The sequence below is a fragment of the Enterococcus sp. LJL120 genome (genome assembly GCF_054871765.1).
In genome coordinates this window covers 219,035-244,050 of sequence record NZ_JBTXLV010000007.1, presented here as the reverse complement: position 1 = coordinate 244,050, position 25,016 = coordinate 219,035, and the positions used below count along the sequence as shown (strand labels likewise).

Genomic DNA, 25,016 nt, shown 5'->3' with positions numbered 1-25,016 from the left:
GGCTAGTCACCTTCCTTCAAAAAGTCTTTCAGCATTTCATCTAATTCCGCTTGGCGCTCTGGGGCAATTTGCGCCTCAGGTAAGGTTTTTTGATTCATCCACTCTGGCACTTTTTCCCTGCGCACTTTGCGATTAGTATTGCGATAATTTTTAGTTTGTTTTGGCTTATTATTCAAATCCCGGGCATGTTTTAAAGCCGCTTCCGGCGTTTTAATGCCGCTTTGGGCCCATTCATTGGCAATCGAATTGACATAGGTGCCGTTTAAAACCGGCGCATTTTTGGCGACCAATACGTAATGAATTAAAATATTGACGACAGCGGCCGGTAAACCGGAGCGATCCACTAAATTTTTAACAATCCAAACCTCAGGATCGCCGATAAAACCGCCTTTGGCTTCCTTCAAAGCTTGAAAATAGGTCATCGGCGGATAGAGTTCTGCCTCTTTGATTAATTCGATATCTTGTGGTGAAAAGCCCTCTGCTTTGAGAGTATTTTCCCGGCGAAGTTTCTGGTCTGCCTCACTTAGCTTGGTTTGCGGCTCAGTTGATGGAGTATCATCAGTAGTTTTTTTTGTGACAGGCATTGTTTGGGCTGCTTGACGGACAGCCTTATGAAAATCTTTTAAGGAAATTTTTTGTTCCGTTAAGTTAGAAGTTCTGGCTAACAGTTCACTAAGCTCGATTTCTTCATAGCCATACATCACATGATGGACAAAAATATCTTGTCTTTCTTCAGCCGTTAAAGAAGTGGTCACACCCAAACGGGCTAAGTTGGCTTCGATTAACTGCCAATCCAAATCCTCACCCTGATCAATTCCCGGTGGATTCTCCAGTGAAAAATCAGCGGCGCTTTCTTCAAGCCTGCCAAAGTTTTCTGCGAAACGGCCTTCATTGAAGGAAAAAATTTGTTTGAATTTTTTAGTGACTTCCTGAAAACCTGAGATATCCAAAGTTTTTGGCTTGAAGCGCTGCAGGAGGCGCTCGTATTTTGTCTCACTGACATATTCCTTTAACAGAAAATGCAAGAGACTATCTTGTAGAAAAGCTTCTGGTGCTAAAGGTTCCTGCAACTCATAAAGATACTTGCGACCCAATTGAGCATCTTCTTGGTAATAGCTTTTTAATAAGCCAATCGCTTCTAATTTTTGGCGGTCTTCAAAAAATAATTGTAAACCAACATTTAAATCAGTCAGTAAATCGGCATGGATGGCAATCTCACTTAGACCATACTGCCATTTGATTTCCCCTAAAAAGGAGAAGTACAAAGCTAAGGCTGAGGCACCGATAATCGGTTGATACAATTGCACAAGGGTTTCCTGACTGCGATCGCCTAGGGGCAATTGTTTGCCAACTTGAAATAAATATTTTGGTAAGACTTCATCCCAAGCATTTTCCACGGCAACCCCTCCTTACTCTTCACCATTTTTGGCTTTGTCGACGATTTCTTGTAATTCCTTCAAAAATACCGACATATCTTTAAACTGCCGATAGACACTGGCAAAACGGATATAGGCGATTTCATCTAGATTGACTAAATTTTCCATCACATATTCGCCGATTAAATTGGTCGAGACTTCATTTTCACCAAGCGAACGAACCCGATTTTCAACATCATCGACAACCTGTTCCATCTGTTCCATCGCAACTGGGCGCTTTTCGGCAGAGCGAATCAAGCCCCGCAAGATTTTATCACGATTAAATTCTTCTCGAGAACCGTTTTTCTTCACCACTAGTAAAGGTGTTGCTTCAATCCGTTCAAAGGTAGTAAAACGAAAGCCACAGTTTTCACATTCACGGCGCCGGCGAATCGTGCGGCCATCATCTGTTTGACGGCTGTCTATAACCCGTGAATTATTATGTTGGCATTTTGGACAACGCATCCGATTTCCTCCTCAAATTGAGTTTGAAAAATGCTCAAGCAAACTAGCTCTGCAAAAAATTCAATCAGATTTTTTTTGCATCAAAATTTGCTTTTGCTGATTTCAATCCCTCAATAATATAACAATCATTTCTTTCTTGTCTATTATTATAACATGATTGAATCAGCGGATAAAGTCGTTGTTTTTTAGCCAATCGATAACTTGTTTTTCCGTTTCAGCGGGTGTACCTTGATTATCAAAAATAATATCCGCTCGCTCTTTTTTTTCGGCAATTGACATCTGGGCATGGATTCTAGTTTCGGCGGTTGCCAAATCAAAACCGTCTCTGAGCATTAGTCGCTGCACTTGGAGTTCTTCTGGTAAATAAACTACCGCCACCGCATCCATATAATGTTCGTAATTGCCTTCGTATAATAACGGCACATCGACAATCACCAATGGGCTGCTTAGCTTTCCAGCAGCAATTTCCGCTAAAATTTGTTTGCGGATAAAGGGATTTAAAATTTCGTTTAACCGCCGGCGCCGCTGGTCATCGGCAAAGACAATTCTACCTAAGGCTTTGCGATTAAGGCTGTGGTCGGCATTTAAAATTTCTGTACCAAATTCTGCAACAACTTCCTGAAGCCCTTCGGTTTGCGGCTCCACGACTTTTCTAGCGACTACATCCCCATCAACAATCGGAAAATCAAACCGGCGAAAAATATTGACCACCGTACTTTTTCCGGTAGCGATGCCGCCCGTGATTCCTAAAACAAAGCTCATTTTCTGCCCCTCACTTTCAAAACTTGGCAATGGGGGCAAAAGTGCGTGCCCCTTTGAGCGACTTTAATTTTGACAATCGGCGTTTGACAACGAGGACAAGGCTGACCAGTTTGCCCGTAAACATTTAATGACAATTGAAATTTTCCGGCTTCTCCTAATGCATTGAGATAAGAACGAATCGTAGTGCCGCCAGCTGCCACCGCTCGACCTAAAACATCAATGATGGCTAAGCGCAAAATTTCAATTTCTTTTTTCTTCAAGGTGTTGGCCGGCTGCTCTGGATGAATCTGTGCTTCCCAAAGCGCTTCGTCCACGTAAATATTGCCTAAGCCAGTAACCAATTTTTGATCCAGCAGCAGCGGTTTGATTGCTTTGCTGGATTTTTTTAACCCGGTTGTAAAATCAGCTAAGGTAAATAAATCCGGTAAAGGCTCTGGCCCCAACTGCATAATACCTTTATAAGTATTACTTTGATCCTTGGCTACTAGGGTCATACGACCAAACTTACGAACATCATGATAGTGCAGCTGGCTGCCGTCTGTAAAATGAAAAACAACATGGGTGTGTTTTGTCAGCGGTGCTTCAGCTGGGGAAAATTCGTACTTGCCTTCCATTCTTAAATGGGAAATCAAATCCCAATGGTCCAATTTGAAAATTAAAAATTTACCTCGTCGCTGCACGTCGTGGATTGTCTCCTTGGCTAATTCAGCTGCAAAAATCGGCACCTCGGGATTTTCAATAATCCGTGGCCAAAAAATTTCGACCCGCTGAATGGTCTTGTCCTTGACTAACTGAACCAAACCTTTTCTGACGGTTTCAACCTCTGGTAATTCCGGCATCCTCTGCACCTTCCCCATTTAAAATAAAAACTATTTTGCTTCGTACCAAGTCTTGCCCCAGTTGCTATCGGCTAAAAGTGGTACTGACAATTCGACTGCGTTTTCCATCACGTTGTGGACTAATTTATCTAATTTGTCCAATTCCTCTTCAGGAACTTCAAAGACCAATTCATCATGCACTTGTAAAAGCATGGTCGCCTTTAAGTCTGCCTGTTGCAATTCTTTTGCCAGCTGGACCATCGCAATTTTTAAAATATCGGCAGCACTACCTTGAATCGGCGTGTTGATGGCAGTCCGCTCGGCAAAGGAGCGCAAATTATAATTGCGGGAATTAATGTCTGCCAAATAACGGCGGCGATGATATAAAGTTTCGACATAGCCCTTGTCTTTGGCTTCTCTGACAATTTCTTCCATGTATTTTTTAACTCCTGGGTAACGGTCAAAATACGTATCAATATATTGTTGGGCTTCTTTACGGGAAATTCCTAGATTTTGCGATAAACCATAATCGGAAATGCCATAAACAATGCCAAAGTTGACCGCCTTGGCTTGGCGACGCATGTTAGCTGTCACCTCTTCTGGTTTTTCAATCCCAAAGACCCGCATCGCGGTACTCGTATGAATATCTTGCCCCTCCACAAAAGCCGCCTTCAAATGCTCGTCGTTTGAAATATGGGCCAAGACCCGCAGCTCAATTTGCGAATAATCGGAAGAATAAATTAGCCAATTTTTTTCACTCGGAACAAAGGCTTGACGAATCTTGCGGCCTTCTTCTAGACGAATCGGGATATTTTGCAAATTCGGATCCACTGAACTCAAACGACCGGTTTGGGTCAAGGTTTGAATGTAGCGGGTGTGCACTTTGCCGTCAGTAGCGATTACTTTTAGCAGGCCTTCCACATAAGTCGATTGAATCTTGGCAATCTGACGATAGGTCAAAATATCATCAACGATGGGCGCTTGTTCCCGCAACTGTTCTAAAACATCGACCGCCGTGGAATAGCCGGTTTTGGTTTTCTTAATGACCGGCAAGCCCATTTTTTCAAAGAGAATCACACCTAATTGCTTCGGCGAATTCAAATTAAATTCTTCGCCGGCTTCCGCAAAGATTTTTTCTTCGATTTCTTTTAAACGTTGACTAAATTCGACCCGCATTTCCTGCAGGCGGCTAGCATCAACAGTGATGCCGGTCATTTCCATTTCGGCTAAAATTTTTGATAAGGGCAATTCCATTTCCGTAAAGAGCTGCCACTGATTTTTTTCTGTTAGCTCCTCTGTCAGCTTAGGCGTTAAAAAGTGAATGGCACCAATCTTGCGGGCCAGATGAGCGAAAAAGACTTCATCATCTGCTGGCAGTCCTTTTTTAGCGCCTTTGCCATAAACGGCGTCGTCTGATTCAATTTCTGTGTAGCCATAGTGATGGGCGACACCCTCAATATCATTGCTGTTGTCATTTGTATCTAACAAGTAGGCCGCTAGTAACACATCAAAATCCAAGCCTTGAGCTCGAGCAGCCATGCGGGTCAGTGAGACATAGGTCCGTTTGGCGTCATAAACAAATTTCAACTGATTTTCATCTGTTAACCACTTTAAAAAATGCTCATTTTCATAAAGTGCTGGATTGTTAGTCACATAAACTTTCTTCTTGGTGCCCCAAGCAACACCGACAATGTCAGCGGTGTGATAATTATCCGTCAGCATTTCAACGTACAAGGCCTGTTCTGAGGTAAACATCTCAGCAGAAAATTCATCGACCACTTCAAATAGAACATCTTCTAAATCCTTCGCCTCTTCAGGAACATCTAGCTTGGTCAAAAATTGTTTGAAGTCCATTTCCTTAAAGAAGGGCACTAATTTTTCTAAGTCTTTGCCTTGATAGACTGTTTCATCAAGGGTAACCGTCACTGGTGCATCGACATCAATCGTCGCCAGTTTTTTTGAAAGCAGGGCCTGTTCTTTATCATGAATGAGATTTTCTTTCATTTTACTCGGCTTTAGTTCATCGATGTGCTGATAAATGCCTTCGACTGTTCCAAATTGATTCAGCAATTTGATTGCGGTCTTCTCGCCAACTTTAGTCACACCAGGAATATTGTCTGAGGCATCACCGGCTAATCCCTTCATGTCAATAATTTGCTGAGGCGTCAATCCATCATATTTTTCAGCGATATGTTCTGGCGTGTAGGATTCGATTTCACTGACACCTTTGACTGTCACCTCCACACGAATATCATCGGTGGCTAGTTGTGTTAAATCTCGGTCACCGGAAACAATGACCACTTCAAATTCCTCCTTCGGCGCTTGAGTTGCCAAAGTGCCGATAATATCATCCGCTTCATAATTAGGCAGTTCATAATATTTAGCACCAAGACCAGTCAGCATTTCTCGAATATAAGGCAGCTGCTCTTTAAATTCACCTGGCGTTTTGGCCCGCCCCGCTTTGTACTCGCCATACATTTCTGTTCTAAAGGTGGTCTTGCCTGCATCAAAGGCGACTAAAACATGGGTCGGTTGTTCTTTGGTCATAATATTGTCAAACATATTACGGAAGGCATAGATGGCATTTGTATGTAAGCCGTTTTTATTTACGAAACGATCAAGTGAATTATGCAGAGCAAAAAAAGCGCGAAATGCGACACTGTTGCCATCCACTAATAATAATTTTTTCTTTGTCATTTGGTGAACTCCGTTTCTGATAAGTTATTTCAAGCTTGACTGAAAGTGCTAGCCATATTCTTCACTATTTTAACAAAGATTCTCAGGCAATGGGAATAAATTGACTGGAAATAGCCATTTTTAAAAGAAAAGCTGGGCTTCATTTTTTTCTTGACGTAAAAAGAGCCTAAGAAAGTTTCGTTTTAACAAAACTTTCCCAGACTCTTACTGCTAGTTTATTTTTGGTTTTCCATCATTTTGAAGTTAGACCAAGGTTTTAAGAAGTCTAATAAGAATAATTCATCCTCGGCAATCCGACCGACAACATTGACGCGGCCATCATTTTTCATGGCTTTTAAGGAAATTTGGGTTTCCCCTTTGTATTGACCATAGCCGACATTGTCGATTAAGACATCGCCTTTTTCCATATCACGGGTATTGTGAGCCGGAAATTCTTTGTCTTTGTAATACACCCGCGTCATCGTTGAACGCAAAATATATGCTGAGCGATCACCACGATAGCTGTGAAGATTATCAAACAAGCAAATCCGTTCGTTTTCAGTGATATCGTCATAGACATCCACTTTAATCGTTGGGTAAGGTGCAAAGAAAGCTTCATTCATCGCCTTTAATTCTGCTTCTGAGGCATAAGCATTTCCGACTAAAATATCATCGATTAAACCAGTTAAAACTAAATGTTTCACCTGTGTCGCAATTTCCAATTCACGATGGTCTTCTAAAGAGCACAGGCCGTCTTGGGTTGGCCAAGGTCCAAATGTTGCGGCATGGGAATTAACAAAAGCCATTGTATTTAAATTGTACTTGCGGAATTTTTCAGAGCAATATACAAAATGTTCATAGCTCAATCCTGAATAGCGATGCGGATAAAAATTATGGGAGCCTAATAAATTATCGGTATTAGGTGAATAACTCATAATATTGTCAACGTAATTTGTACCAGAACTCATATTGATTTCAATTTTAATTCCATAAGGATTTCTTGTCATGCGAGCTTCTTCGGCACCGGTAAACCCGACATCCAGACGAACGCCGTATGCCCCCATTTTATGGAAGAAAGATAAGTCATCGTAAGAAATGCCTAATTGTTCAAATAAACTTGGGTTGATGTCCACCATCACTTCCATACCCAAAGAATTTGCATAAGTGACCACTTCAGTAAAATCAGCCAAAACTTTTTCTTGGTCATCATTGATTTGTAAGAGACTTGTAAAAACCCGTTTAAAGCCATATTTATGCGCTAAATCTAAATACGCTTTATCCTTTTCAAATGTTGAACGCTCTGGATAAATTGAAATACCTAATTTTCCCATTCCTGTTGCCTCCTAGTAAAAGATACTTTATTATAGCATTGGAAATTTAATTGGTCTACACCTTTGGTAAGGCTTTAAAAATTTTTCTGGAAAAAAATTAGATGTTTGTTATCATATTATTTGTAGAAAGAAAGGATTGAAAGAATGAAAAAGCAAACAGTAATGAAATTTGGGTTAGTCGCAGCCCTGACTCTATTTTTAGGCGCCTGCGGTTCAACAAATGAAAGCAGCAGTAGCTCCAGCACGTCAGAGACCACTGCCAGCTCCTCTGCCACAACCAGTAGCTCAAGCAGCACAGCCGCTAGCAGCAGTCAAGCTGTTGACTTGGACTCTTTGGAGTTGCCGCAATTGACAACTGAAATTGCTGCCAATGAAGATGTTGTGGACATGGTGACCTCCATGGGAACAATCAAAATGAAACTTTTTCCTGATTTAGCACCGAAGGCCGTGGAAAACTTTATGACTCTGGCAAAAGATGGATATTATGATGGCATTATTTTCCATCGAGTTATCAATGATTTCATGATTCAAGCTGGTGACCCAACCGGCACTGGTTCCGGCGGTGAAAGTATTTGGGGCGAAGGCTTTGGCGTTGAAAAATCAAATCAACTTTATAATATTCGCGGAGCTTTGGCGATGGCCAATACCGGCGCTGCTAACAGTAACGGCAGCCAATTCTTTATTGTCCAAAATAGTGATGATGTCACGAAAGGGTTATCTTCTTCCTCTAAGCCAGCGGCAATTTTTGAAGCCTATAAAAACGGTGGCTATCCGTATGGAGATGGTAAATATACTGTTTTTGGTCAAGTAATTGAAGGCATGGATGTTGTCGATGCCATCGCGGCTTTAGATGACGGTTCTGATAATGGCACGAAAACGGATGTGACGATTGAGCGAATTGATATTATTCAAGAAGCAGAATAAACAAAAAAGATTACTTTTCAAAATTTCGAAAAGTAATCTTTTTTTCTTGGTAAAAATTTAAGGAATTATTTTTGCTGGGCTTCTTGACCAACGATAAAGGTAAATTGGCACTCCGAAACTTTTTTGCCATCCACATAGGCATTAGCATCGGCGGTTCCGACTTGCCCTTTGACTTTCGTGATAATAAATTCTAATTTTAAAACATTTCCTGGAACTACTTTCTGGCGGAATTTGGCCTTATCAATGCCACCGATATAAGCCGTTTTACCGATAAATTCCTCGGTTTTTAAAATTAAAACAGAGCCAGCTTGTGCCAAGGCTTCTAAAATTAAAACGCCTGGCATTACCGGATTTCCCGGGAAATGACCATTAAAAAATTCTTCGTTAATCGTAACATTTTTAGTAGCTAAAATGCGTTTGCCGGGTTCAAGTTCGTCAACGTAATCAATATAGTAAATGGGATAGCGATTGGGAATAATTTCCATCACTTCTACAGCAGTTAATACAGGTGTCAAAATTATCGACCTCTTTCTGAATTTCATTGTGGTATTTAGTTTTATTAAATACTTTGATATTCAAAGTATCATAGAATAGTTGATTTCGCAATAATTTTTTAAATTTCAAAAAAATAGTTTGACAATCAAAACATTTTATCTAATAATAGTTATTCGTAGAGGAAACCTATTTTGAACTTATTCTTTTTTTATTTCTACAATTATCTATTATTTTTCTTGGTTGAAAAAGCCAAAAGTTTTCTAAATGAAATGAAGGAGCGCAATTAAAATGACATTTTTAAAAGGAAAAAAAATCTTGGTGATGGGAGTTGCCAACAAAAGAAGTATCGCATGGGGTGCGGCTAGTGCGATGATTGCCCAAGGTGCTGAAATTATTTATACGTATCAAAATGAACGCATGAAAAAGCCTTTGGAACGCTTAGTCGGTGAAGAGCCTTTATTAGTGGAATGTGATGTGGCCAGCGATGAGAGCATTGATCAAGCCTTTACGGAAATTGAAAACAAAGTCGGCAAAATTGACGGAATTTTACACGCAATTGCCTTTGCCAAAAAAGAAGAACTTTCTGGAGATGTCACTGATATCAGTCGTGACGGCTACGCACTAGCTCAAGACATCAGCAGCTTTTCTCTAATTGCCGTGACGAAACGGGCACTGCCTTTATTAAATGAAAACAGCGGGATTGTCAGCTTGTCTTATTTAGGGGCTGTTCGGGCGATTCCTAATTACAATATGATGGGCATCGCTAAAGCGGCTTTAGAAGCTGGTATTCGCTATTTAGCGGCCGAGTTAGCACCAAAAGGCGTACGGGTTAACGGCGTTTCCGCCGGGGCCATTAAAACTTTAGCTGTGACTGGCGTTAAAGATTATCAAAAATTGATTCAGTTATCTGAAGATCGCACTCCTGATAAAGTTGGTGTGACGATTGAAGAAGTCGGCAATGCCTGTGCCTTTTTAATCAGCCCCTTAGCTTCTGGTTGTATTGGCGACATTGTTTATGTTGATAAAGGTGTTCATTTAACGTAAAACATTAAATCCCTCATTTTTGAGGGATTTTTTTATATCGTTTTTCTGAACTTAGATAGGCGAATGTTTGATTCTTACCCGAATTAAAACTAGTTCGTAATAAAAAAACTCTGCCCTTACCTTTTAATTGAAGGAATACTATCAAAGGCAAAAAATTTTCAATCAAGTTTAGCCTTTTACATTTATTGATTCAAATAATTAAAACTATCCTACATCACGGGAATTTTTGTAAATTTTTCAACTCTACTTATTATCTCCCCACTTCCTCAGCCTTTAATTTAAAATCAGACCAAAAAGTAACCTCAGCAGCTTTGCTTTTCCCCTTCTGAGAAGGCTCTTTTGAACTTGTGAAGTGTAGTTCAAGAAAATCAATAAAATTTTCTTCGATGCTAATTTCACCACCTGCTACTTGAATGACTGGCAGATTTTCTTCTGAACTCTCTGGTAAATAAAAAGTGCTGTAAAAAGGCAAGAGTTTTGGCGCTTTTTCCAACTCTTGATAAAGGATTTGCTGTTGTTCTAATAAAGTTTCAGGCTGACTCCCCCACGCTCGCTGATTCCAAATAATTTCATCTGGATAATTGGCAATGAGTCTTCTAGTGAGTAGTTCTGGGCGGGCAATCAGTTCCTCGACAATTTCACGATTCTCCCGACTAGTATCCTGCCACTGAATAAATCCCGCTTGTCTTGGCACTCCCAGCTGATAAAAGTCCTTTAAAACCTCCGGAAAGCTGATGTGATATGTTTTTTCTAATTCTGCTAAGATTAAATCAGATAGCCCATCAGAGAAAACGATTTCATTGTTTCGCATACCTTTAACAATTTTTTTCATATCTGCTCCTTAAGATGGCTCAATTAATCCTTGTTCCTGAGAATAATTTAAGTAATGCTTTACTTTGGCCATTTTATTTTGTTTGATAGCGGTGATTTCCGACTCATTTAGTTGCGGCAAAACTGCCAAATCCTGTAATTTCTCAACCATTGCGGCCAATTGATAAAATTCTGTTAGGATTTCACTGGCATTTGTTTGTGAGCCTCGAGCTGGATGCGTATCCTGATAACCAAAGCGTAGCGCTTTTGCCAAAGCCTGTTGGACCTCAGCTGCCTCCTCCATGGCGACAACAGCGTAATATTCTTTTTCTTTCATACAATTTCTCCTTATGGCTACTCAAATCTTTTGTATAACAGCAATTTAAACTCCTGCTAGCATTTTTTTAACAATACCTAATTCAATGATACTTTAATGATCTGAAATTACAATAGTCGTTAGCTAAACCTTTGCCGTAAATTGAAAAATCCTTAAAAGTCAGCGTGTTGAGCCTGACTTTAAGGATTCTTTTTCATAAAAAATTTTTTAGATTATACTTCGACGGTATAAATCCAACCTTCAGGCGCTTTGACTTCGCCAAATTGAATACCGGTTAACTCTTCGTATAATTTTTTAGTCACTGGTCCGACTTCGCTTTCACTATAAAACACGTGGAAGTCCTCACCATTTTGAATTCCGCCGATGGGTGAAATCACGGCGGCTGTTCCACAGGCACCGGCTTCAGCAAATTCTTGTAAATTATCAACAAAAACGTCCCGCTCTTCGGCCTTCAATCCTAAATGATTTTCAGCTAAATACAACAGTGAATATTTTGTGATACTTGGTAAAATTGAAGGAGAAACTGGTGTCACAAAGGTGTTGTCTTTGGTAATTCCAAAGAAGTTTGCCGAACCAACCTCTTCAACTTTAGTATGAGTAGCTGGATCTAAATAAATACAATCGGAGAATTTCTTCGCATGGGCTTCTTCTCCAGGCATTAAACTAGAGGCGTAATTTCCGCCGACCTTAGCAGCGCCAGTGCCGTGGGGAGCCGCTCGATCGTAATCTGAAACATAAAAGTTTGTCGGAGTCAGTCCGCCTTTAAAATACGGACCAACCGGCATGCAAAAGACGGTAAAAATATATTCAGGAGCAGGTTTTACACCGATGGTATCACCGACACCAATTAATAAAGGCCGTAGATATAAGGTTCCGCCACTTTCAAAAGGTGGCACGTATTCGGCATTGGCTTTAACGACATCTTTGACAGCATTAATAAATTTGTCTACGGGAATTTCCGGCATCAATAAGCGGCGAGCACTTCTTTGAATTCGTTTAGCATTTTCGTCCGGACGAAATAAATTAATTCCGCCATCTTTTCGGCGATAGGCTTTCAAGCCTTCAAAACATTGTTGACCGTAATGCAAAGCTGTCGATGACTCACTAATATGCAGCGTATTGTCTTCTGTTAAATGGCCTTCGTCCCAGCTGCCGTCTTTCCATGTTGAAATATAGCGAAAAGGCGTCTTAATATAATCAAAGCCTAAGTTGTTCCAATCGATGTTTACCATACACATAACCTCTTTTTCTAAAAACTGTATTATCATATTAACATTCGAGGAAAACTTTGTCATCATATTTTCATTTTTCTTTTTTTATTTGTGAGACTATTTACATATCCGGCCTTTTTGAGTATGCTTACAATGGAAAAAAACGCGGAGGTGAACCAATGTCGTTTCAAGAAATGCTCTTTACCTTTTTAGGTGGTTTAGGAATTTTTCTTTTTGGAATTAAATATATGGGAGATGGTCTGCAAAAGGCCGCCGGTGACCGGTTAAAGGAAGTGTTAAATCGTTTCACCTCGACGCCATTGCGGGCTGTCTTAGCGGGAATTATTGTAACCGGTTTAATTCAAAGCAGCTCCGGAACTACTGTTTTAACTGTCGGGCTAGTTAGCGCCGGCTTTATGAGTTTAAAACAAGCGATTGGTGTCATTATGGGAGCCAATGTCGGCACAACGGTGACCGCTTTTATCATCGGCTTCAACTTGAGCGCCTATTCGCTGCCAATCATTGGGATTGGCGCCTTGCTTTTATTCTTTACCAAGCGCGAAGTGTTACATAATGCTGGTCAAATTTTATTTGGCTTCGGCTGTTTATTTTTCGGCTTGACATTGATGGGGGATGCGATGGAACCCTTGAAGGATTTGCCACAATTTGAAGAATTAATGATTAATGTTTCTCACCATCCAATCTTAGGCGTCGGCATTGGAACACTGCTGACCATGATTTTGCAAAGCTCCAGTGCGACAATTGGAATTTTGCAACAACTATATACGCAAAACAGTTTGAGTTTACAGGCAGCCTTGCCAATTTTATTTGGCGATAATATCGGCACGACTATCACGGCAATCTTAGCAGCGATTGGAACCAGCATCGCTGCAAAACGAACAGCAGCTTCTCACGTAATTTTCAATTTAGTTGGGGCAATTATTTTTACTTTATTACTGGGACCTTTTACTAGTGTCTTGATTAGAATTACAGATATTTTTGGTCTAAACCCTGCCATGCAGATTGCTGTTGCCCATGGGATGTTTAATCTGGCCAATCTATGTTTGCAAATTTGGTTTATTAATCAAATTGCCACCCTTGTCCAAAAAATTATCCCCGGCAAAGAAAAAAATCTCGATATTCACCCGATTCAATTAGCAGAAAATTTAATTTATACGGCACCGAGCCTTGCCATTGAGCAGGCTCGCATTGAATTACAAAATATGGGGGACTATGTCTTAGCCGCCTTTCAAGCTGCTGAGACCTACTACCAACAGCAAAATCCTGAACAGCAACAGGATTTACTTCAATATGAGGATGCCATCAACCATTTAGATACTGAGCTGACTCTCTATTTGGCAAAGCTAGCCACAGTTGAATTGACAATTAAAGAAAGTCACGATTAGACGATGCTCTTAGAAATTGCTAAGGACATGGAACGGGTTGGCGATCACAGCAAAAATATTATTGAGCTGCTGGAAGATGCGGCAACGATTGAGAAGAAGCAGCGAAATAAAGATAAACGTCAGAAAAAAACTGACCTGCGCAATGATTTAATTTTACAAGACCAAGATATCTTCACCCTCTTTGCAACTGTCAAAAAAAATCTATCCTCTGCACTGAGTCTTTTACACGAAGACGACGAGCAGCTGGCCCATGAAATGATGGACCGGGAAGAACAAGTTAACTTGATGGTGGAAGAATTACGGGCTAAATACATTCAATTGATGACCACCGGCCAAGGCCGACCGTCTGACGGCGTCTTATTTATCGACATCAGTTCTAATTTAGAACGCTGCAGTGATTTGTCCGTTCATATTGCAAAATATGCCTTAGACAAGCGTTATTAAGTTAATAAAGGGTAAAGGAAAAGAAAACTTGCAGAAAACAAGTTTTCTTTTTGACTTTTTACTGCTAAACTTGGGTTTGTCGAATAAAAAAGGAGGTCCTTATGACTTGGAACAACTTGTGCTAGCTACTGCAACAACAGAATCTTCCTCCGTTGATATTGCCCAAGAGGCCACGCAAAAATTAAATGCGCTGCAACGCTTTTGGAATTCCATCGATTGGGATCAGATTACGTTAACGATTATTGAGAAAACCTTGTATATTCTTTTTATTATCGTCTTATTTTTACTTTTGGCAAAAATTGGTCGGGCAGTGATTAATCATTTGTATAAAGGTTACGCTAAAAAAGCGAGCCTCAGCGAAAGCCGCTTAAAAACCATCCATACGCTGTTAGGAAATACGTATTCATATATTTTAGTCTTTTTCTTCCTCTATTCCCTGCTGTCGACAATTGGCATTCCTGTGGGCTCCCTTTTGGCTGGTGCCGGGATTGCCGGTGTGGCGATTGGACTGGGTGCTCAGGGCTTTATGAATGATATTATCACCGGCTTTTTTATTATTTTAGAAAAGCAGATGGATGTTGGCAATTATATTAAATTGACGAATTTGAGTATCGAAGGCACCGTCACGAATATCGGAATTCGCAGTATTCAGGTCAAATCAATTGACGGCACGCTGCATTTTATTCCTAACCGAAACATTACCACCATCAGCAACCTTTCCCGCTCCAACATGCTGGTTCAAGTCGATGTGCGGATTAAACAAGATGAAGATTTAGACCAAATCAATTTGATTATTGAAAAAGTTAATCAAGAGCTGGCTAATAAATATCATGATGATATTCAAAATGGCCCCTCTATTTTTGGTTTAGTTGATTTAGGCAATGGCAATTTTGCGATTCGAACCACCATGTATGTGTTGAATGGCTTACAGGCCATTATCAAAGAAGATTTTTTAACAACCTATGTCAAAGAATTAACCGATGCTGGTTTTACAATTCCCAGCACCCCTATCGTAACAGTTTAAACCACAAAAAAAGCTGTGAATGTTTTAAACAAAGCCTGCTGAGTAAATTTTTTTAGCAAGCTTTTGTTTTTAAACATCACAGCTTTTTTATTTATCCAATGATTTCAAAAAGCGACTGACCCGGTCAACAGCAAAGCTTAAGGCTGACTCCTGCGGTTGAAATTTTGGATGATGTAAACCAAATTCAGAATCCACTCCTAGCCAAAACATCGTGCCAGGAATTTTATCTAACAGATAACCAAAATCTTCTCCCGTCATCGCTGGTTGCATAATTTTCAACTCAACATCGGCTTGAGCTTCCATAAACTCAATAAAATGTTCCGTTTCCTTTTGATGATTCACAACCGGCAAATAGCCTTTTTGATCCAAAATGACTTCGACTTCACACTGGAAGGAGGCGGCAATGCCGACGCCGATTTCCTGCATTCGCCGTTGCGTTAATTCATTCATTTCTTGGGTTAACGTGCGAATTGTACCGGCCGCTTGTGCTTGACCGGCAATCACATTGCGGGCGGTACCAGCATAAAAGGTACCAAAGGTAACAACAGCGCCTTGAATTGGATCTACGCTGCGACTGACCACGGTCTGAGCCTGTTGAATATACTCCATGCCGGCAATTATCATATCGTTGGCTTGATGAGGAAAAGCAGCGTGCCCGCCCTTACCTGTTAAATTGACTTCGACTTCACAGGTGCCGGCAAACAATGTCCCCACACGAGTGCCGATGGTTCCCACCGGCAGTTCTGGTGAAACATGGAGGGCATAAATTTCATCTGGCATAAAGCCATCATCAAAAGCGCCACCCTCATACATAATCATACCGCCAGCTTCGTTTTCTTCTGCTGGTTGAAACAACAACAGATAATTATTTTTCGGTTGTGTCTCGCTTAAGGCCCGCAAAAGACCTAAAGCGATTGTCATGTGAAAATCATGGCCACAGGCGTGCATTTGTCCGGGATGAGTTGATTGAAAGTCTGAGAGAACTTCTTCGGTAATCGGCAGACCATCAATGTCAGTTCGCCAGCCGATTGTTTTGGTCGGCGCAGTTCCGTTAATTTTAACGAGAATTCCCGTCTGCCATTCCTTGACTTCGATAAAATCTTTCATATTTGCCTGAATCATCTGCATTAAAAATTCGTGGGTTTTAACTTCCTCTAAGCCAATTTCTGGAATTTGGTGGAGGCTGCGGCGTAAAGCAATCAATTCATCTTGGGTATAAGTTGCTGCCATGTTTTATCCTTCTTTCAAAAAAATCTGAAAGGCCTTTGTTCGTCGGCCATTTCAGATTTATCTTTGTTAAATAAATTATAGTTTGCGTAATTCTTCCATCATGTTTGTCTTGCCTTTAGTTTTCTCATCAATGTCTTTAATTTTGCGGGCTGGAATTCCAGCGACAACTGTGTTTGGTGCAACATCGTCAACCACAATAGCGCCAGCGGCTACAACAGCTCCTGCACCGACTCGAATGCCTTCTAAAATAACGGCATTAGCACCAACTAAAACATTGTCTTCAATTACAACTGGATCAGCTGAAGGTGGTTCAATGACCCCAGCTAAGACAGCTCCCGCTCCGATGTGGCAATTTTTGCCGACAGTTGCGCGACCGCCAAGAATCGCTCCCATATCAATCATTGTTCCTGCACCGATGACAGCACCGATATTAATAACAGCCCCCATCATGATCACCGCATTGTCGCCGATTTCCACTTGATCGCGAATAAAGGCACCTGGTTCAATCCGAGCATTAATTTCTTTTAAATCCAATAAAGGAATGGCTGAATTGCGGGCATCATTTTCCACAACAAAGTCATCAATGGCATCTGCATGTTCATCTAAAAACGGTTTAATATCTGACCATTCACCAAATAACGTTCCCATTTTACAGCTGGCAAAAGCTTGAATCGTTTCGGGAAATTCCAGCTCCTTCAAACGACCTTTCAAAGTAACTTTTACTGGTGTTTTTTTCTTCGCATCACCAATGTATTTTATAATTTCATAAGCGTCCAACTAAACATCCTCCTCTTGATTGATACTGTTCTAGCATATCAAACTCGCCGCTAAAAGCCAATTTATTTCGTAGCTGCGCCTTAAATTACTTTGGTCGCAGTTTCTTCTGTCCGAGGAACCAAAACATTGCGTTTTTCCATCAAATGCAGGGTCCGATTGACGGCTTTTAAAATTTCTTTTCGGGTGATAATCCCCTTGAAAATTCGTTCTTCATCCACCACCGGTAAAAAAGAAGCGTCTACTAATAAATGCAGCACGTCCTCTAAATCCCAATTTTCTTGGACGACGGGAACGCCAACCTCCATCACATCCGCCACCGTGCATTGCTCAAGCGTTTCCACGTTGATGGCATTTAGGTCTAACATTTTTTCAACAATGTCAGATAAGCTGACTAAGCCGACAAAGCGATCACCTTTGCCCAAAACCGGAATTTTGCTGTATTTCACCTGTGAGAGGACTAATAAAGCGTGGGTTAAGGGGTTCATATACATCACATTTGCGACATTTTCCGCCGGAATCATAAAATCCTCTTGACCCTCTAGCATTAAATCTTTTACAGTTGCTCCAATCATTTTGCTGCTCCCTTCAAATCTATCACGTTGACTGTACCGTAAAAATATGAATTAAACGTTAATAATCTGCAATTATTTTTTAAAAACAAAGTGTAAATCCGGTACCATTTGATGATTGCGGCGATAATATTGGACTTCATCTTGAGTCGGCGTGCTTTCAATAATCGCATAGGACTGAATTTGAATCGGTCCTCGGGGTTGTGAGATACTGCCAGGATTTAAAAATAAAATGCCTTGATGCTTCTCACAGCCAATTTGATGCGTGTGACCAAACAGAGCAATCGTCGCCTGATTTTCTTGAGCTTCATAGGTTAAATGATTCAAGCCAAAGCGGACATTGCTTAAATGTCCGTGGGTCATGTAGACACGATCACCGCCGGTATCGACTAACCGGCGGTCCGGAAATTCCGGATCAAAGTCACAATTTCCCTTGACTACATAGAAAGTTTGCCATAATTCATCATTCGGGGCTAACTCGGAGTCGCCGCAATGAAAAAAATAGTCGACTTTACCTGCATATTGATTTTTTAAATCTACTAAAACATCACGATCGCCGTGGTTGTCGCTGACTACTAAATATTTCATAACCTCTCCTTGTCACACATTAATAATTATTCCGTTTCCTCTAACCAATTTTGCCAGATTTTTGCCAATTTGGCTACCGCTTGTCCCCGATGACTGACCTGATTTTTTTGTTCATCAGATAATTCTGCAGCCGTTTTATCGTATTCTGGCAGATAAAATAAAGGATCGTAACCAAAACCGTTTTCTCCTCGAGGAATTCGCCCGATTACCCCCGGCCACTCTGCTTCAACGACTAAACTTTTTTTATAAGGGGCTGCAAAAACCAGCGTACAATGAAATTGAGCCGTCCGTTTTTCATCTGGAACTTCAGTTAGTTCATGCAATAATTTGGCGTTGTTTCCCGCATCGGTCGCCTGCAGTCCAGAAAAACGGGCCGAATAAATGCCGGGCATTCCATCAAGAGCATCAACCTTTAAGCCGGAATCATCGGCTAACACTGGTTGCTGCAAAATCTGGGCAATCGTTTCCGCCTTTAAGCGGGCATTTTCTTCAAAAGTTTGCCCGGTTTCAGCGACATCTGGCAGCTCAGGATAATCCAATAAAGTTTTGATTTGATAGCCAGCTTGACTAAATAAATTTGCAAATTCCTTGGCCTTGCCGGGATTTCTAGTGGCAATCACAATCGTTTTATCAACTGCAGCTCCTTGATGGTGAGTAAAAAGAGCTTCCTTTTGCAAAGTAATTAATTCTTGAATCGCTTGCTTTCCGTAAAAAAGCATTGTATTCAAATCCTCACCGGAAAAAGTTGCTTCTTCACCGGTTCCTTGAATCTCAACAAATTCACCGGCTTCGGTCATCACTAGATTCATATCGACTTTAGCAGCAGAATCCTCTATGTAATCTAAATCGGTCACACAGCTGCCGTCTGGCAAAATACCGACACTGACAGCTGCCAGATGTTCCTTGATGGGATTTTCTTTTAACTCGCCTCTAACAATTAATTTTGTAATTGCCAAAGACAAAGCAATGAAAGCCCCGGTGATGCTAGCTGTCCGAGTGCCTCCGTCAGCTTGCACCACATCACAGTCAACGACAATGCTGCGCTCGCCAAGCTTTTCTAAATCGACAACCGCCCGTAAAGAACGAGCAATCAAACGTTGGATTTCCATCGTTCGTCCGCTGAGCTTGCCTTTATTGGCTTCCCGCCGATTTCTTGTGTTGGTAGCTCTCGGTAACATTGAGTATTCAGCAGTCACCCAACCGCTGCCCGCCCCTTTTAAAAAGGGTGGCACATTTTCTTCCACAGTAGCCGAGCAAATCACTTCGGTATCGCCAAAGGAAATAACTACTGAACCTTCTGGATGTTTGTAGACATTGGTTTTAATTTGTACTGGACGCACTTGATTCACTGCTCGACCGTCATGGCGCATGAGTTTCCTCCTAAAAATTATTTGCTACTTAATTTTGCATGTTGTGCTTTTTCTTGATAATTTGTCAACCAGCCTTGAGCAATTGCATCAAATAATTGCGGAGAACTAGTCGTATAAAATTCTTTTGTCGGCTGCGGGTTTTCTGGTCCGTTGGCGATGTCAAAATAATCTAATAGCATGCTGACCTCGCCGACAGTTTCCGCACCTGAGTCTATCAGATGCACGCCGCTGCCCATAACATTTTGAATGACTGGCCGCAGCAACGGATAATGAGTACAGCCTAAAATTAAGGTGTCCAGCCGTTTTTTTTGAAGCGGCATGAGGGTTTCTGAGACAATTTTTTTGGCAACGGAAGAGGCATATTCATTACTCTCCACAATTGGCACAAACTTGGGGCAAGCCAAACTTTCTACAAAAACCTGCGGGGATTTATTTTTTAAGGCTCGCTTATAAGAATCACTTTTGATTGTGCCTTGGGTGCCGATAATTCCGATTCGTTGACTGCCGGTGGATTTTAACGCGGCCCTTGTTCCTGGCAAAATTACCCCCACCACAGGAATTGAAAGCTGGGCCTTGATTTCCTCTAAGGCAACGGCAGTCGCAGTATTGCAGGCAATCACCAGCATTTTGATATCCTTCTGCAATAAAAAATTGGTCATCTCCCAAGTAAACTGAATCACTTGTTCTGCGGGTCTCGGACCATAAGGACAGCGGGCCGTGTCCCCTAAATAAATAATATTTTCATAAGGCAATTGCTTCATGGCCTCCTTAGCGACCGTCAAGCCGCCAACACCAGAGTCAATGAAGCCGATTGGTTTTGGATTTAACAAAAGAATCCATCCTTTTACTAGTTAAAATTAAAACAATACAATATATTCTCGCTTTTTTAGACAACTTTTTCAAGTTTTTTTCCTCTCCCTTAGGAAAGTTTAATAAGCCTTCTATGCATTCCCTTTTTCCAGCAAACAAATTCCTTCTATTAAACACTGGATATAAATATTTTTTATAATATTTTCCGCAAAAAAGCAGCCTGCCAAATGACAAGCTGCTGAAAAATTTTTTAATAACTGTATTTGCGTCTTTCTAAATAATTTGACAATAAAGAAAGGGCGTAACAAATTATAAAGTATAAAACCGTTAAGGCTACATACATCGGCAAAACATAGCTGGAATCCTGTCCGTAAATAATCCGAGCATTGTGGGTTACTTCCGGCAGTGAAATAATGATTGCCAAAGAAGTATCTTTAATTAAAGAAATCAGCTGGCTGACGATTGCCGGCACCATTGATTTAATCGCCTGAGGCAAAATAATCTGCCACATCGTCTGCGGATAAGTTAAGCCGGTGGAAAGACCGGCTTCCATTTGGCCTTTTGGTACCGCATTTAAACCAGCTCGGAAAATTTCTGAGAGCATTGCAGATTCGAAAATAGTCAATGCCGCAACCGCTGACCAAAAGATATCAAATTGAATACCGATTTGCGGTAAAGCAAAATACGTAAAGAAGATAATTAATAGCAAAGGTAAATTCCGAATCACATCGATGATGACCCCTAATATTTTAGATAGAAAGGGAATCTCAGCAAAACGTAAAATGCCGGTGATACCGCCAATCAGCAAACTCAGTACCATAGAAATCAGAGAGACTTCGACTGTAACTAATAGGCCGTCCAATAAAAAGCGAATATTAATCCATGAAAATGCTTCAAAAAATGCCATGTGGTCTCCCCCTTTCTAGCCGGTCACTGCCCAGCGTCTTTCTAAATATTTCATCAAATAAGATAGTGGCAAAGTAATTACCAAGTAAAAAATACCAACAATGATATAAGTGTTAAAGGTATCAAAGGTCGCACTGGCTACTAAGTCCCCTTGATACATGATATCCAAGCCAGCTACCATTGCTAAAATAGATGAATTTTTTACTAGATTGATAAACTGATTACCTAATGGTGGGACAACAATTTTAAAGGCTTGCGGCATGACGATATAGCGCATCGTCTGCACGTAAGTCAAACCAGATGACAAGCCGGCCTCCATTTGTCCGGTTGGTACAGTTTGAATCCCTGATCGAATGGTTTCGGCGATAAAAGCCGAGGTATAAAGAGTCAGCCCGATTGTACCGGCTGTAAATCCATCCACTGTGAACCAATATAACGGCACCACCACATAAAAGAACATGGCAATAATTAACAAGGGAATATTTCTAAAAAATTCCACGTAGGCTTTGGCTAAGCCTTTAACTAAACGGTTGTTGGACAGCTGTAAAATCGCCATCAACGTCCCGATGATTAAGCTGAAAATCAAGGCAAGAATACTGGATAACAAGGTGTATTTAAACCCTTCAAAAAAGCTTGAACTATATGTTTGAAAAAGCTCTAACATATTTTCCCTCCTCTACAGATTGCTGAATTTTAAAACTCGCTGGCCAACTGACTAACTAGCGACACTACCATCTTGATTATCAGGGAACCATTTTGTATAAATTTCTTCATAGGTTCCATCGGCGACCATATCAGCTAAAGCATCATCAACGGCATTTAGAAAATCTTCTTGCCCTTTGTTGATGGCAATTCCGTAAGGCTCATCGGTAAAAGTTCCACCAACTAGTTGATAATCAGGATTTTCTTGAGCCAAGCCGAGTAAAATTGCATTATCAGTGGTCATGGCATCCCCTTGACCAGCCTGCAGTGCTGTAAAACATTCTGAATAATTTTCCAGCTCTAAAACATTGGCTTCAGGAGCAGCTTCCCGAATGTTGTCAGCGGAAGTGGACCCTTTTACAACTAGAACCGTCGTATCAGAATTAAGATCGGCGATACTTGAAATGCTGCTGCCATTTTTGACTAATAAAGACTGACCAGCGCTAAAATACACATCAGAAAAATCAACCTGCTGCCGGCGTTCTTCAGTAATGGTCATCGTGGCAATAATCGCATCGATATTCCCATTTTTTAATAATGGAATCCGCGTTTTGGAGGTTACTTCGACAAAAGTTGCTTGTCCTTCATCTCCGAGAATTTCTTTGGTCAAGGCTTTTGCGATATCAATATCAAAGCCCTCGACTTGATTGTCAGCAATATTATAAAGTCCAAATAAATTGGTATCGTATTTGACACCCCAAACAATTTCGTTGTCACTTTCAGCAGCCGATAAGATATTCTGGTTGGCCACAGAGCTTGCGCCACAGCCACTTAAAAATAAGGCTAAGCCAGCAAGCAGACCTAAAGGCAGCCATTTTTTTATTTTTTTCATACAATACCTCCTAATGATTGATTACTTTACTGATGAACTGTTTCGCCCGTTCGTCTTTAGGATTTGCAAAGAAATCTTCCACATCGCGACTTTCTTCTAAAACTTGTCCGTCCGCCATAAAAATAACCCGGTCCGCCACTTCTTTAGCGAAGCCCATTTCATGGGTGACGACAATCATCGACATCCCTTCGCCGTCTTTGGCTAATTTTTTCATGACATTCAAAACGTCACCAATCATTTCCGGATCTAATGCTGAGGTTGGTTCATCAAACAAAAGCATTTCTGGGTTCATCGCTAAACCACGGGCAATAGCTACCCGCTGCTGTTGACCACCAGAAAGCATGGAAGGATAAGAATCTTTTTTATCCAGCATATCTACCCGCTTCAAGAATTTTTCAGCTGTTTTTTCAGCTGTTGCCTGATCTTGTTTTAAAACCTTCATCGGTGCCAAAGTAATGTTTTCCAAAACCGTCTTATTGGGATACAAATTGAAATGCTGAAAAACCATTCCAATATTTTTACGAATTTCGGTTAGCTTGATGGACTTGTCATGAAGATTGACATCATTAATTAAAAGCTCGCCTTCTGAAATCATTTCCAAGCCATTGATACAACGCAGCATGGTACTTTTACCAGAGCCGGATGGTCCAATGACAACCACAACTTCACCTTTTTCAAAACTTAAATTAATATTTTTCAACGCGTGAAACTTCCCATAATATTTCTCAACGTTCTTAAATTCAATCATGGCCATGCGATTCGCTCCTTTGTTTAGTTTGTTGTTAAAAAATCTAACATGAAAATATGTGCAGGTTTTATTATAAACTAATGAGAAAGGAATTGTAAAGTACTTAAAACATGAAAAATTGAATTTTTTTTCAAAAATCGCCACATTTTCAGAAAAAAATTCGATATTATTTCATACTTTTTATCCCAGTGACTTGATAATCTTGTAGTTTAGCTAAAAAAAAGGTACTATAAAGGGGAAACTTTTTAACGAATTAAATGAGGTGCACGATGACAAACATTATTTTAACCGGCGACCGCCCCACTGGTCGTTTACATTTAGGCCATTATGTTGGTTCTTTAAAAACCCGAGTTGAGATGCAGGCTGATCCGATGAATAAATTATTCATTATGGTGGCGGATATGCAGGCCTTGACGGACAATGCCAAGAATCCAGAGAAAATTCGGACCAATTTAACCGAGGTCGCCTTGGATTATTTAGCAGTTGGCTTAGATCCAAGCAAAACAACTATCTTTGTCCAGTCACAAATTCCTGAACTTTCGGAATTAACCATGTATTATTTAAATTTGGTGAGCGTTGGCCGTGTGCGGCGCAACCCGACCGTTAAAGCGGAAATTGAACAAAAAAAATTCGGCGAAAGTGTTCCGGCAGGTTTCTTTATTTATCCGGTATCACAGGCAGCGGATATCACAGCTTTTAAAGCTAATCTAGTGCCTGTTGGCGAAGATCAAAAACCGATGCTGGAACAAACGCAAGAGATTGTTCACAGCTTTAACAATACTTATGGTGAAGTTTTAGTTGAACCTAAAGCTGTGTTGCCGCCAAAAAATATGGGCCGCCTGCCGGGCATTGACGGCAACGGCAAGATGAGCAAATCTTTAGGCAATGGGATTTACTTAGCCGATACAGCAGATGTTGTCCAAAAGAAAGTTATGAGCATGTATACTGATCCTAACCATATTCATGTGGAAGATCCTGGACAAGTAGAAGGCAACATGGTCTTTACCTACTTAGATGTTTTTGGTCAAGACAAAGAAAAAATTGCAGAGTTGAAAGAACATTACCGTCGTGGCGGCTTAGGAGATGTCAAAATCAAACGCTATTTAATTGATGTTTTAGAAGCGGAGCTAGCGCCAATTCGCACTCGCCGAGAAGAATATGCAAAAGACTTAGGTGAGGTTTTAAATATTTTACAAGCGGGCAGCCAGTCAGCTGAAAAAGTTGCGGCCGCGACCTTATCTGAAGTGAAAAAAGCGATGGGCATTGCCTATTTCTAAAAAAATATTTTGAGGTGTCAGTATTTAATCAAACGTTAAATACTG

The 25,016-nt window shown here is 40.7% G+C and carries 24 protein-coding genes and 1 pseudogene; 5 read left to right on the top strand and 20 right to left on the bottom strand.

Going from position 1 to position 25,016, the window contains the following annotated elements; genetic code table 11:
• Nucleotides 1–2: 2 nt before the first annotated feature.
• The 6 genes from ACYSNU_RS13345 to ACYSNU_RS13320 all read right to left on the bottom strand — a co-directional run bounded on the left by ACYSNU_RS13345 (nt 3) and on the right by ACYSNU_RS13320 (nt 7,467).
• A complete protein-coding gene (locus ACYSNU_RS13345) occupies nt 3–1,397 on the bottom strand; it encodes a replication initiation and membrane attachment family protein (protein WP_461737701.1) in 1,395 nt (464 codons plus the stop codon).
• A gap of 12 nt (nt 1,398–1,409) precedes the next feature.
• Entirely contained in the window at nt 1,410–1,880 is a 471-nt protein-coding gene (nrdR, locus tag ACYSNU_RS13340; RefSeq protein ID WP_461737700.1) for a transcriptional regulator NrdR, read from the bottom strand.
• A 162-nt stretch (nt 1,881–2,042) separates the two neighbouring features.
• Nucleotides 2,043–2,642, bottom strand: a complete 600-nt coding sequence (gene coaE, locus ACYSNU_RS13335; RefSeq protein ID WP_461737699.1) for a dephospho-CoA kinase — start codon at nt 2,640–2,642, stop codon at nt 2,043–2,045.
• A complete protein-coding gene (mutM, locus tag ACYSNU_RS13330; protein ID WP_461737698.1) occupies nt 2,639–3,481 on the bottom strand; it encodes a DNA-formamidopyrimidine glycosylase in 843 nt (280 codons plus the stop codon). The genes coaE and mutM overlap by 4 nt, the downstream gene beginning before the upstream one ends.
• A gap of 30 nt (nt 3,482–3,511) precedes the next feature.
• Nucleotides 3,512–6,157 (bottom strand): DNA polymerase I, encoded by a 2,646-nt coding sequence (polA, locus tag ACYSNU_RS13325; RefSeq protein ID WP_461737697.1) that lies wholly within the window; start codon nt 6,155–6,157, stop codon nt 3,512–3,514.
• A gap of 215 nt (nt 6,158–6,372) precedes the next feature.
• Nucleotides 6,373–7,467 carry a DUF871 domain-containing protein gene (locus ACYSNU_RS13320; protein ID WP_461737696.1) on the bottom strand — a complete coding sequence of 365 codons (1,095 nt, stop codon included), beginning with the start codon at nt 7,465–7,467 and terminating at the stop codon, nt 6,373–6,375.
• A gap of 144 nt (nt 7,468–7,611) precedes the next feature.
• Here ACYSNU_RS13320 and ACYSNU_RS13315 point away from each other — a divergent pair, with 144 nt between their 5' ends.
• A complete protein-coding gene (locus ACYSNU_RS13315; RefSeq protein ID WP_461737695.1) occupies nt 7,612–8,391 on the top strand; it encodes a peptidylprolyl isomerase in 780 nt (259 codons plus the stop codon).
• A 65-nt stretch (nt 8,392–8,456) separates the two neighbouring features.
• Here the strand turns inward: ACYSNU_RS13315 and fabZ are convergent, their stop codons facing one another.
• Nucleotides 8,457–8,906 (bottom strand): 3-hydroxyacyl-ACP dehydratase FabZ, encoded by a 450-nt coding sequence (gene fabZ / locus ACYSNU_RS13310; protein ID WP_461737694.1) that lies wholly within the window; start codon nt 8,904–8,906, stop codon nt 8,457–8,459.
• 268 nt (nt 8,907–9,174) lie between these two features.
• Here fabZ and fabI point away from each other — a divergent pair, with 268 nt between their 5' ends.
• Complete coding sequence (gene fabI, locus ACYSNU_RS13305) at nt 9,175–9,930, top strand: enoyl-ACP reductase FabI (RefSeq protein ID WP_461737693.1); 756 nt, start codon at nt 9,175–9,177, stop codon at nt 9,928–9,930.
• Nucleotides 9,931–10,180: 250 nt separating this feature from the next.
• Here the strand turns inward: fabI and ACYSNU_RS13300 are convergent, their stop codons facing one another.
• The 3 genes from ACYSNU_RS13300 to ACYSNU_RS13290 form a co-directional block, all read right to left on the bottom strand.
• Complete coding sequence (locus ACYSNU_RS13300; RefSeq protein WP_461737692.1) at nt 10,181–10,762, bottom strand: hypothetical protein; 582 nt, start codon at nt 10,760–10,762, stop codon at nt 10,181–10,183.
• Between the two features lie 9 nt (nt 10,763–10,771).
• On the bottom strand, nt 10,772–11,077 hold the full coding sequence (locus ACYSNU_RS13295) for a hypothetical protein (RefSeq protein WP_461737691.1): 306 nt from the start codon (nt 11,075–11,077) through the stop codon (nt 10,772–10,774).
• Between the two features lie 212 nt (nt 11,078–11,289).
• Complete coding sequence (locus ACYSNU_RS13290; RefSeq protein WP_461737690.1) at nt 11,290–12,309, bottom strand: branched-chain amino acid aminotransferase; 1,020 nt, start codon at nt 12,307–12,309, stop codon at nt 11,290–11,292.
• 158 nt (nt 12,310–12,467) lie between these two features.
• Here ACYSNU_RS13290 and ACYSNU_RS13285 point away from each other — a divergent pair.
• Nucleotides 12,468–14,138: pseudogene (locus ACYSNU_RS13285) on the top strand (Na/Pi cotransporter family protein).
• A 106-nt stretch (nt 14,139–14,244) separates the two neighbouring features.
• A complete protein-coding gene (locus ACYSNU_RS13280) occupies nt 14,245–15,162 on the top strand; it encodes a mechanosensitive ion channel family protein (protein ID WP_461737689.1) in 918 nt (305 codons plus the stop codon).
• An 87-nt stretch (nt 15,163–15,249) separates the two neighbouring features.
• On the opposite strand, the gene ACYSNU_RS13275 is transcribed toward ACYSNU_RS13280, so the two are convergent.
• The 10 genes from ACYSNU_RS13275 to ACYSNU_RS13230 all read right to left on the bottom strand — a co-directional run bounded on the left by ACYSNU_RS13275 (nt 15,250) and on the right by ACYSNU_RS13230 (nt 23,700).
• Complete coding sequence (locus ACYSNU_RS13275; RefSeq protein WP_461737688.1) at nt 15,250–16,392, bottom strand: N-acetyldiaminopimelate deacetylase; 1,143 nt, start codon at nt 16,390–16,392, stop codon at nt 15,250–15,252.
• Between the two features lie 75 nt (nt 16,393–16,467).
• Nucleotides 16,468–17,169 carry a 2,3,4,5-tetrahydropyridine-2,6-dicarboxylate N-acetyltransferase gene (gene dapD, locus ACYSNU_RS13270; RefSeq protein ID WP_461737687.1) on the bottom strand — a complete coding sequence of 234 codons (702 nt, stop codon included), beginning with the start codon at nt 17,167–17,169 and terminating at the stop codon, nt 16,468–16,470.
• A gap of 80 nt (nt 17,170–17,249) precedes the next feature.
• The gene (gene cbpB / locus ACYSNU_RS13265; protein WP_461737686.1) at nt 17,250–17,741 is read right to left on the bottom strand and encodes a cyclic-di-AMP-binding protein CbpB; all 492 of its coding nucleotides are present in this window, start codon (nt 17,739–17,741) and stop codon (nt 17,250–17,252) included.
• Nucleotides 17,742–17,813: 72 nt separating this feature from the next.
• Nucleotides 17,814–18,326, bottom strand: a complete 513-nt coding sequence (locus ACYSNU_RS13260) for a metallophosphoesterase (protein ID WP_461737685.1) — start codon at nt 18,324–18,326, stop codon at nt 17,814–17,816.
• Between the two features lie 26 nt (nt 18,327–18,352).
• The gene (rph, locus tag ACYSNU_RS13255) at nt 18,353–19,696 is read right to left on the bottom strand and encodes a ribonuclease PH (protein ID WP_461737684.1); all 1,344 of its coding nucleotides are present in this window, start codon (nt 19,694–19,696) and stop codon (nt 18,353–18,355) included.
• A gap of 17 nt (nt 19,697–19,713) precedes the next feature.
• The gene (gene racE / locus ACYSNU_RS13250) at nt 19,714–20,526 is read right to left on the bottom strand and encodes a glutamate racemase (protein WP_461737683.1); all 813 of its coding nucleotides are present in this window, start codon (nt 20,524–20,526) and stop codon (nt 19,714–19,716) included.
• 230 nt (nt 20,527–20,756) lie between these two features.
• On the bottom strand, nt 20,757–21,413 hold the full coding sequence (locus ACYSNU_RS13245; protein ID WP_461737682.1) for an amino acid ABC transporter permease: 657 nt from the start codon (nt 21,411–21,413) through the stop codon (nt 20,757–20,759).
• 15 nt (nt 21,414–21,428) lie between these two features.
• Complete coding sequence (locus ACYSNU_RS13240; RefSeq protein WP_265457334.1) at nt 21,429–22,076, bottom strand: amino acid ABC transporter permease; 648 nt, start codon at nt 22,074–22,076, stop codon at nt 21,429–21,431.
• Nucleotides 22,077–22,127: 51 nt separating this feature from the next.
• Nucleotides 22,128–22,946, bottom strand: a complete 819-nt coding sequence (locus ACYSNU_RS13235; protein ID WP_461737681.1) for a transporter substrate-binding domain-containing protein — start codon at nt 22,944–22,946, stop codon at nt 22,128–22,130.
• A 10-nt stretch (nt 22,947–22,956) separates the two neighbouring features.
• A complete protein-coding gene (locus ACYSNU_RS13230) occupies nt 22,957–23,700 on the bottom strand; it encodes an amino acid ABC transporter ATP-binding protein (RefSeq protein WP_461737680.1) in 744 nt (247 codons plus the stop codon).
• A gap of 263 nt (nt 23,701–23,963) precedes the next feature.
• Here ACYSNU_RS13230 and trpS point away from each other — a divergent pair, with 263 nt between their 5' ends.
• Nucleotides 23,964–24,971, top strand: coding sequence for a tryptophan--tRNA ligase (trpS, locus tag ACYSNU_RS13225; protein WP_461737679.1), 1,008 nt, complete (start codon nt 23,964–23,966; stop codon nt 24,969–24,971).
• Nucleotides 24,972–25,016: the final 45 nt, after the last annotated feature.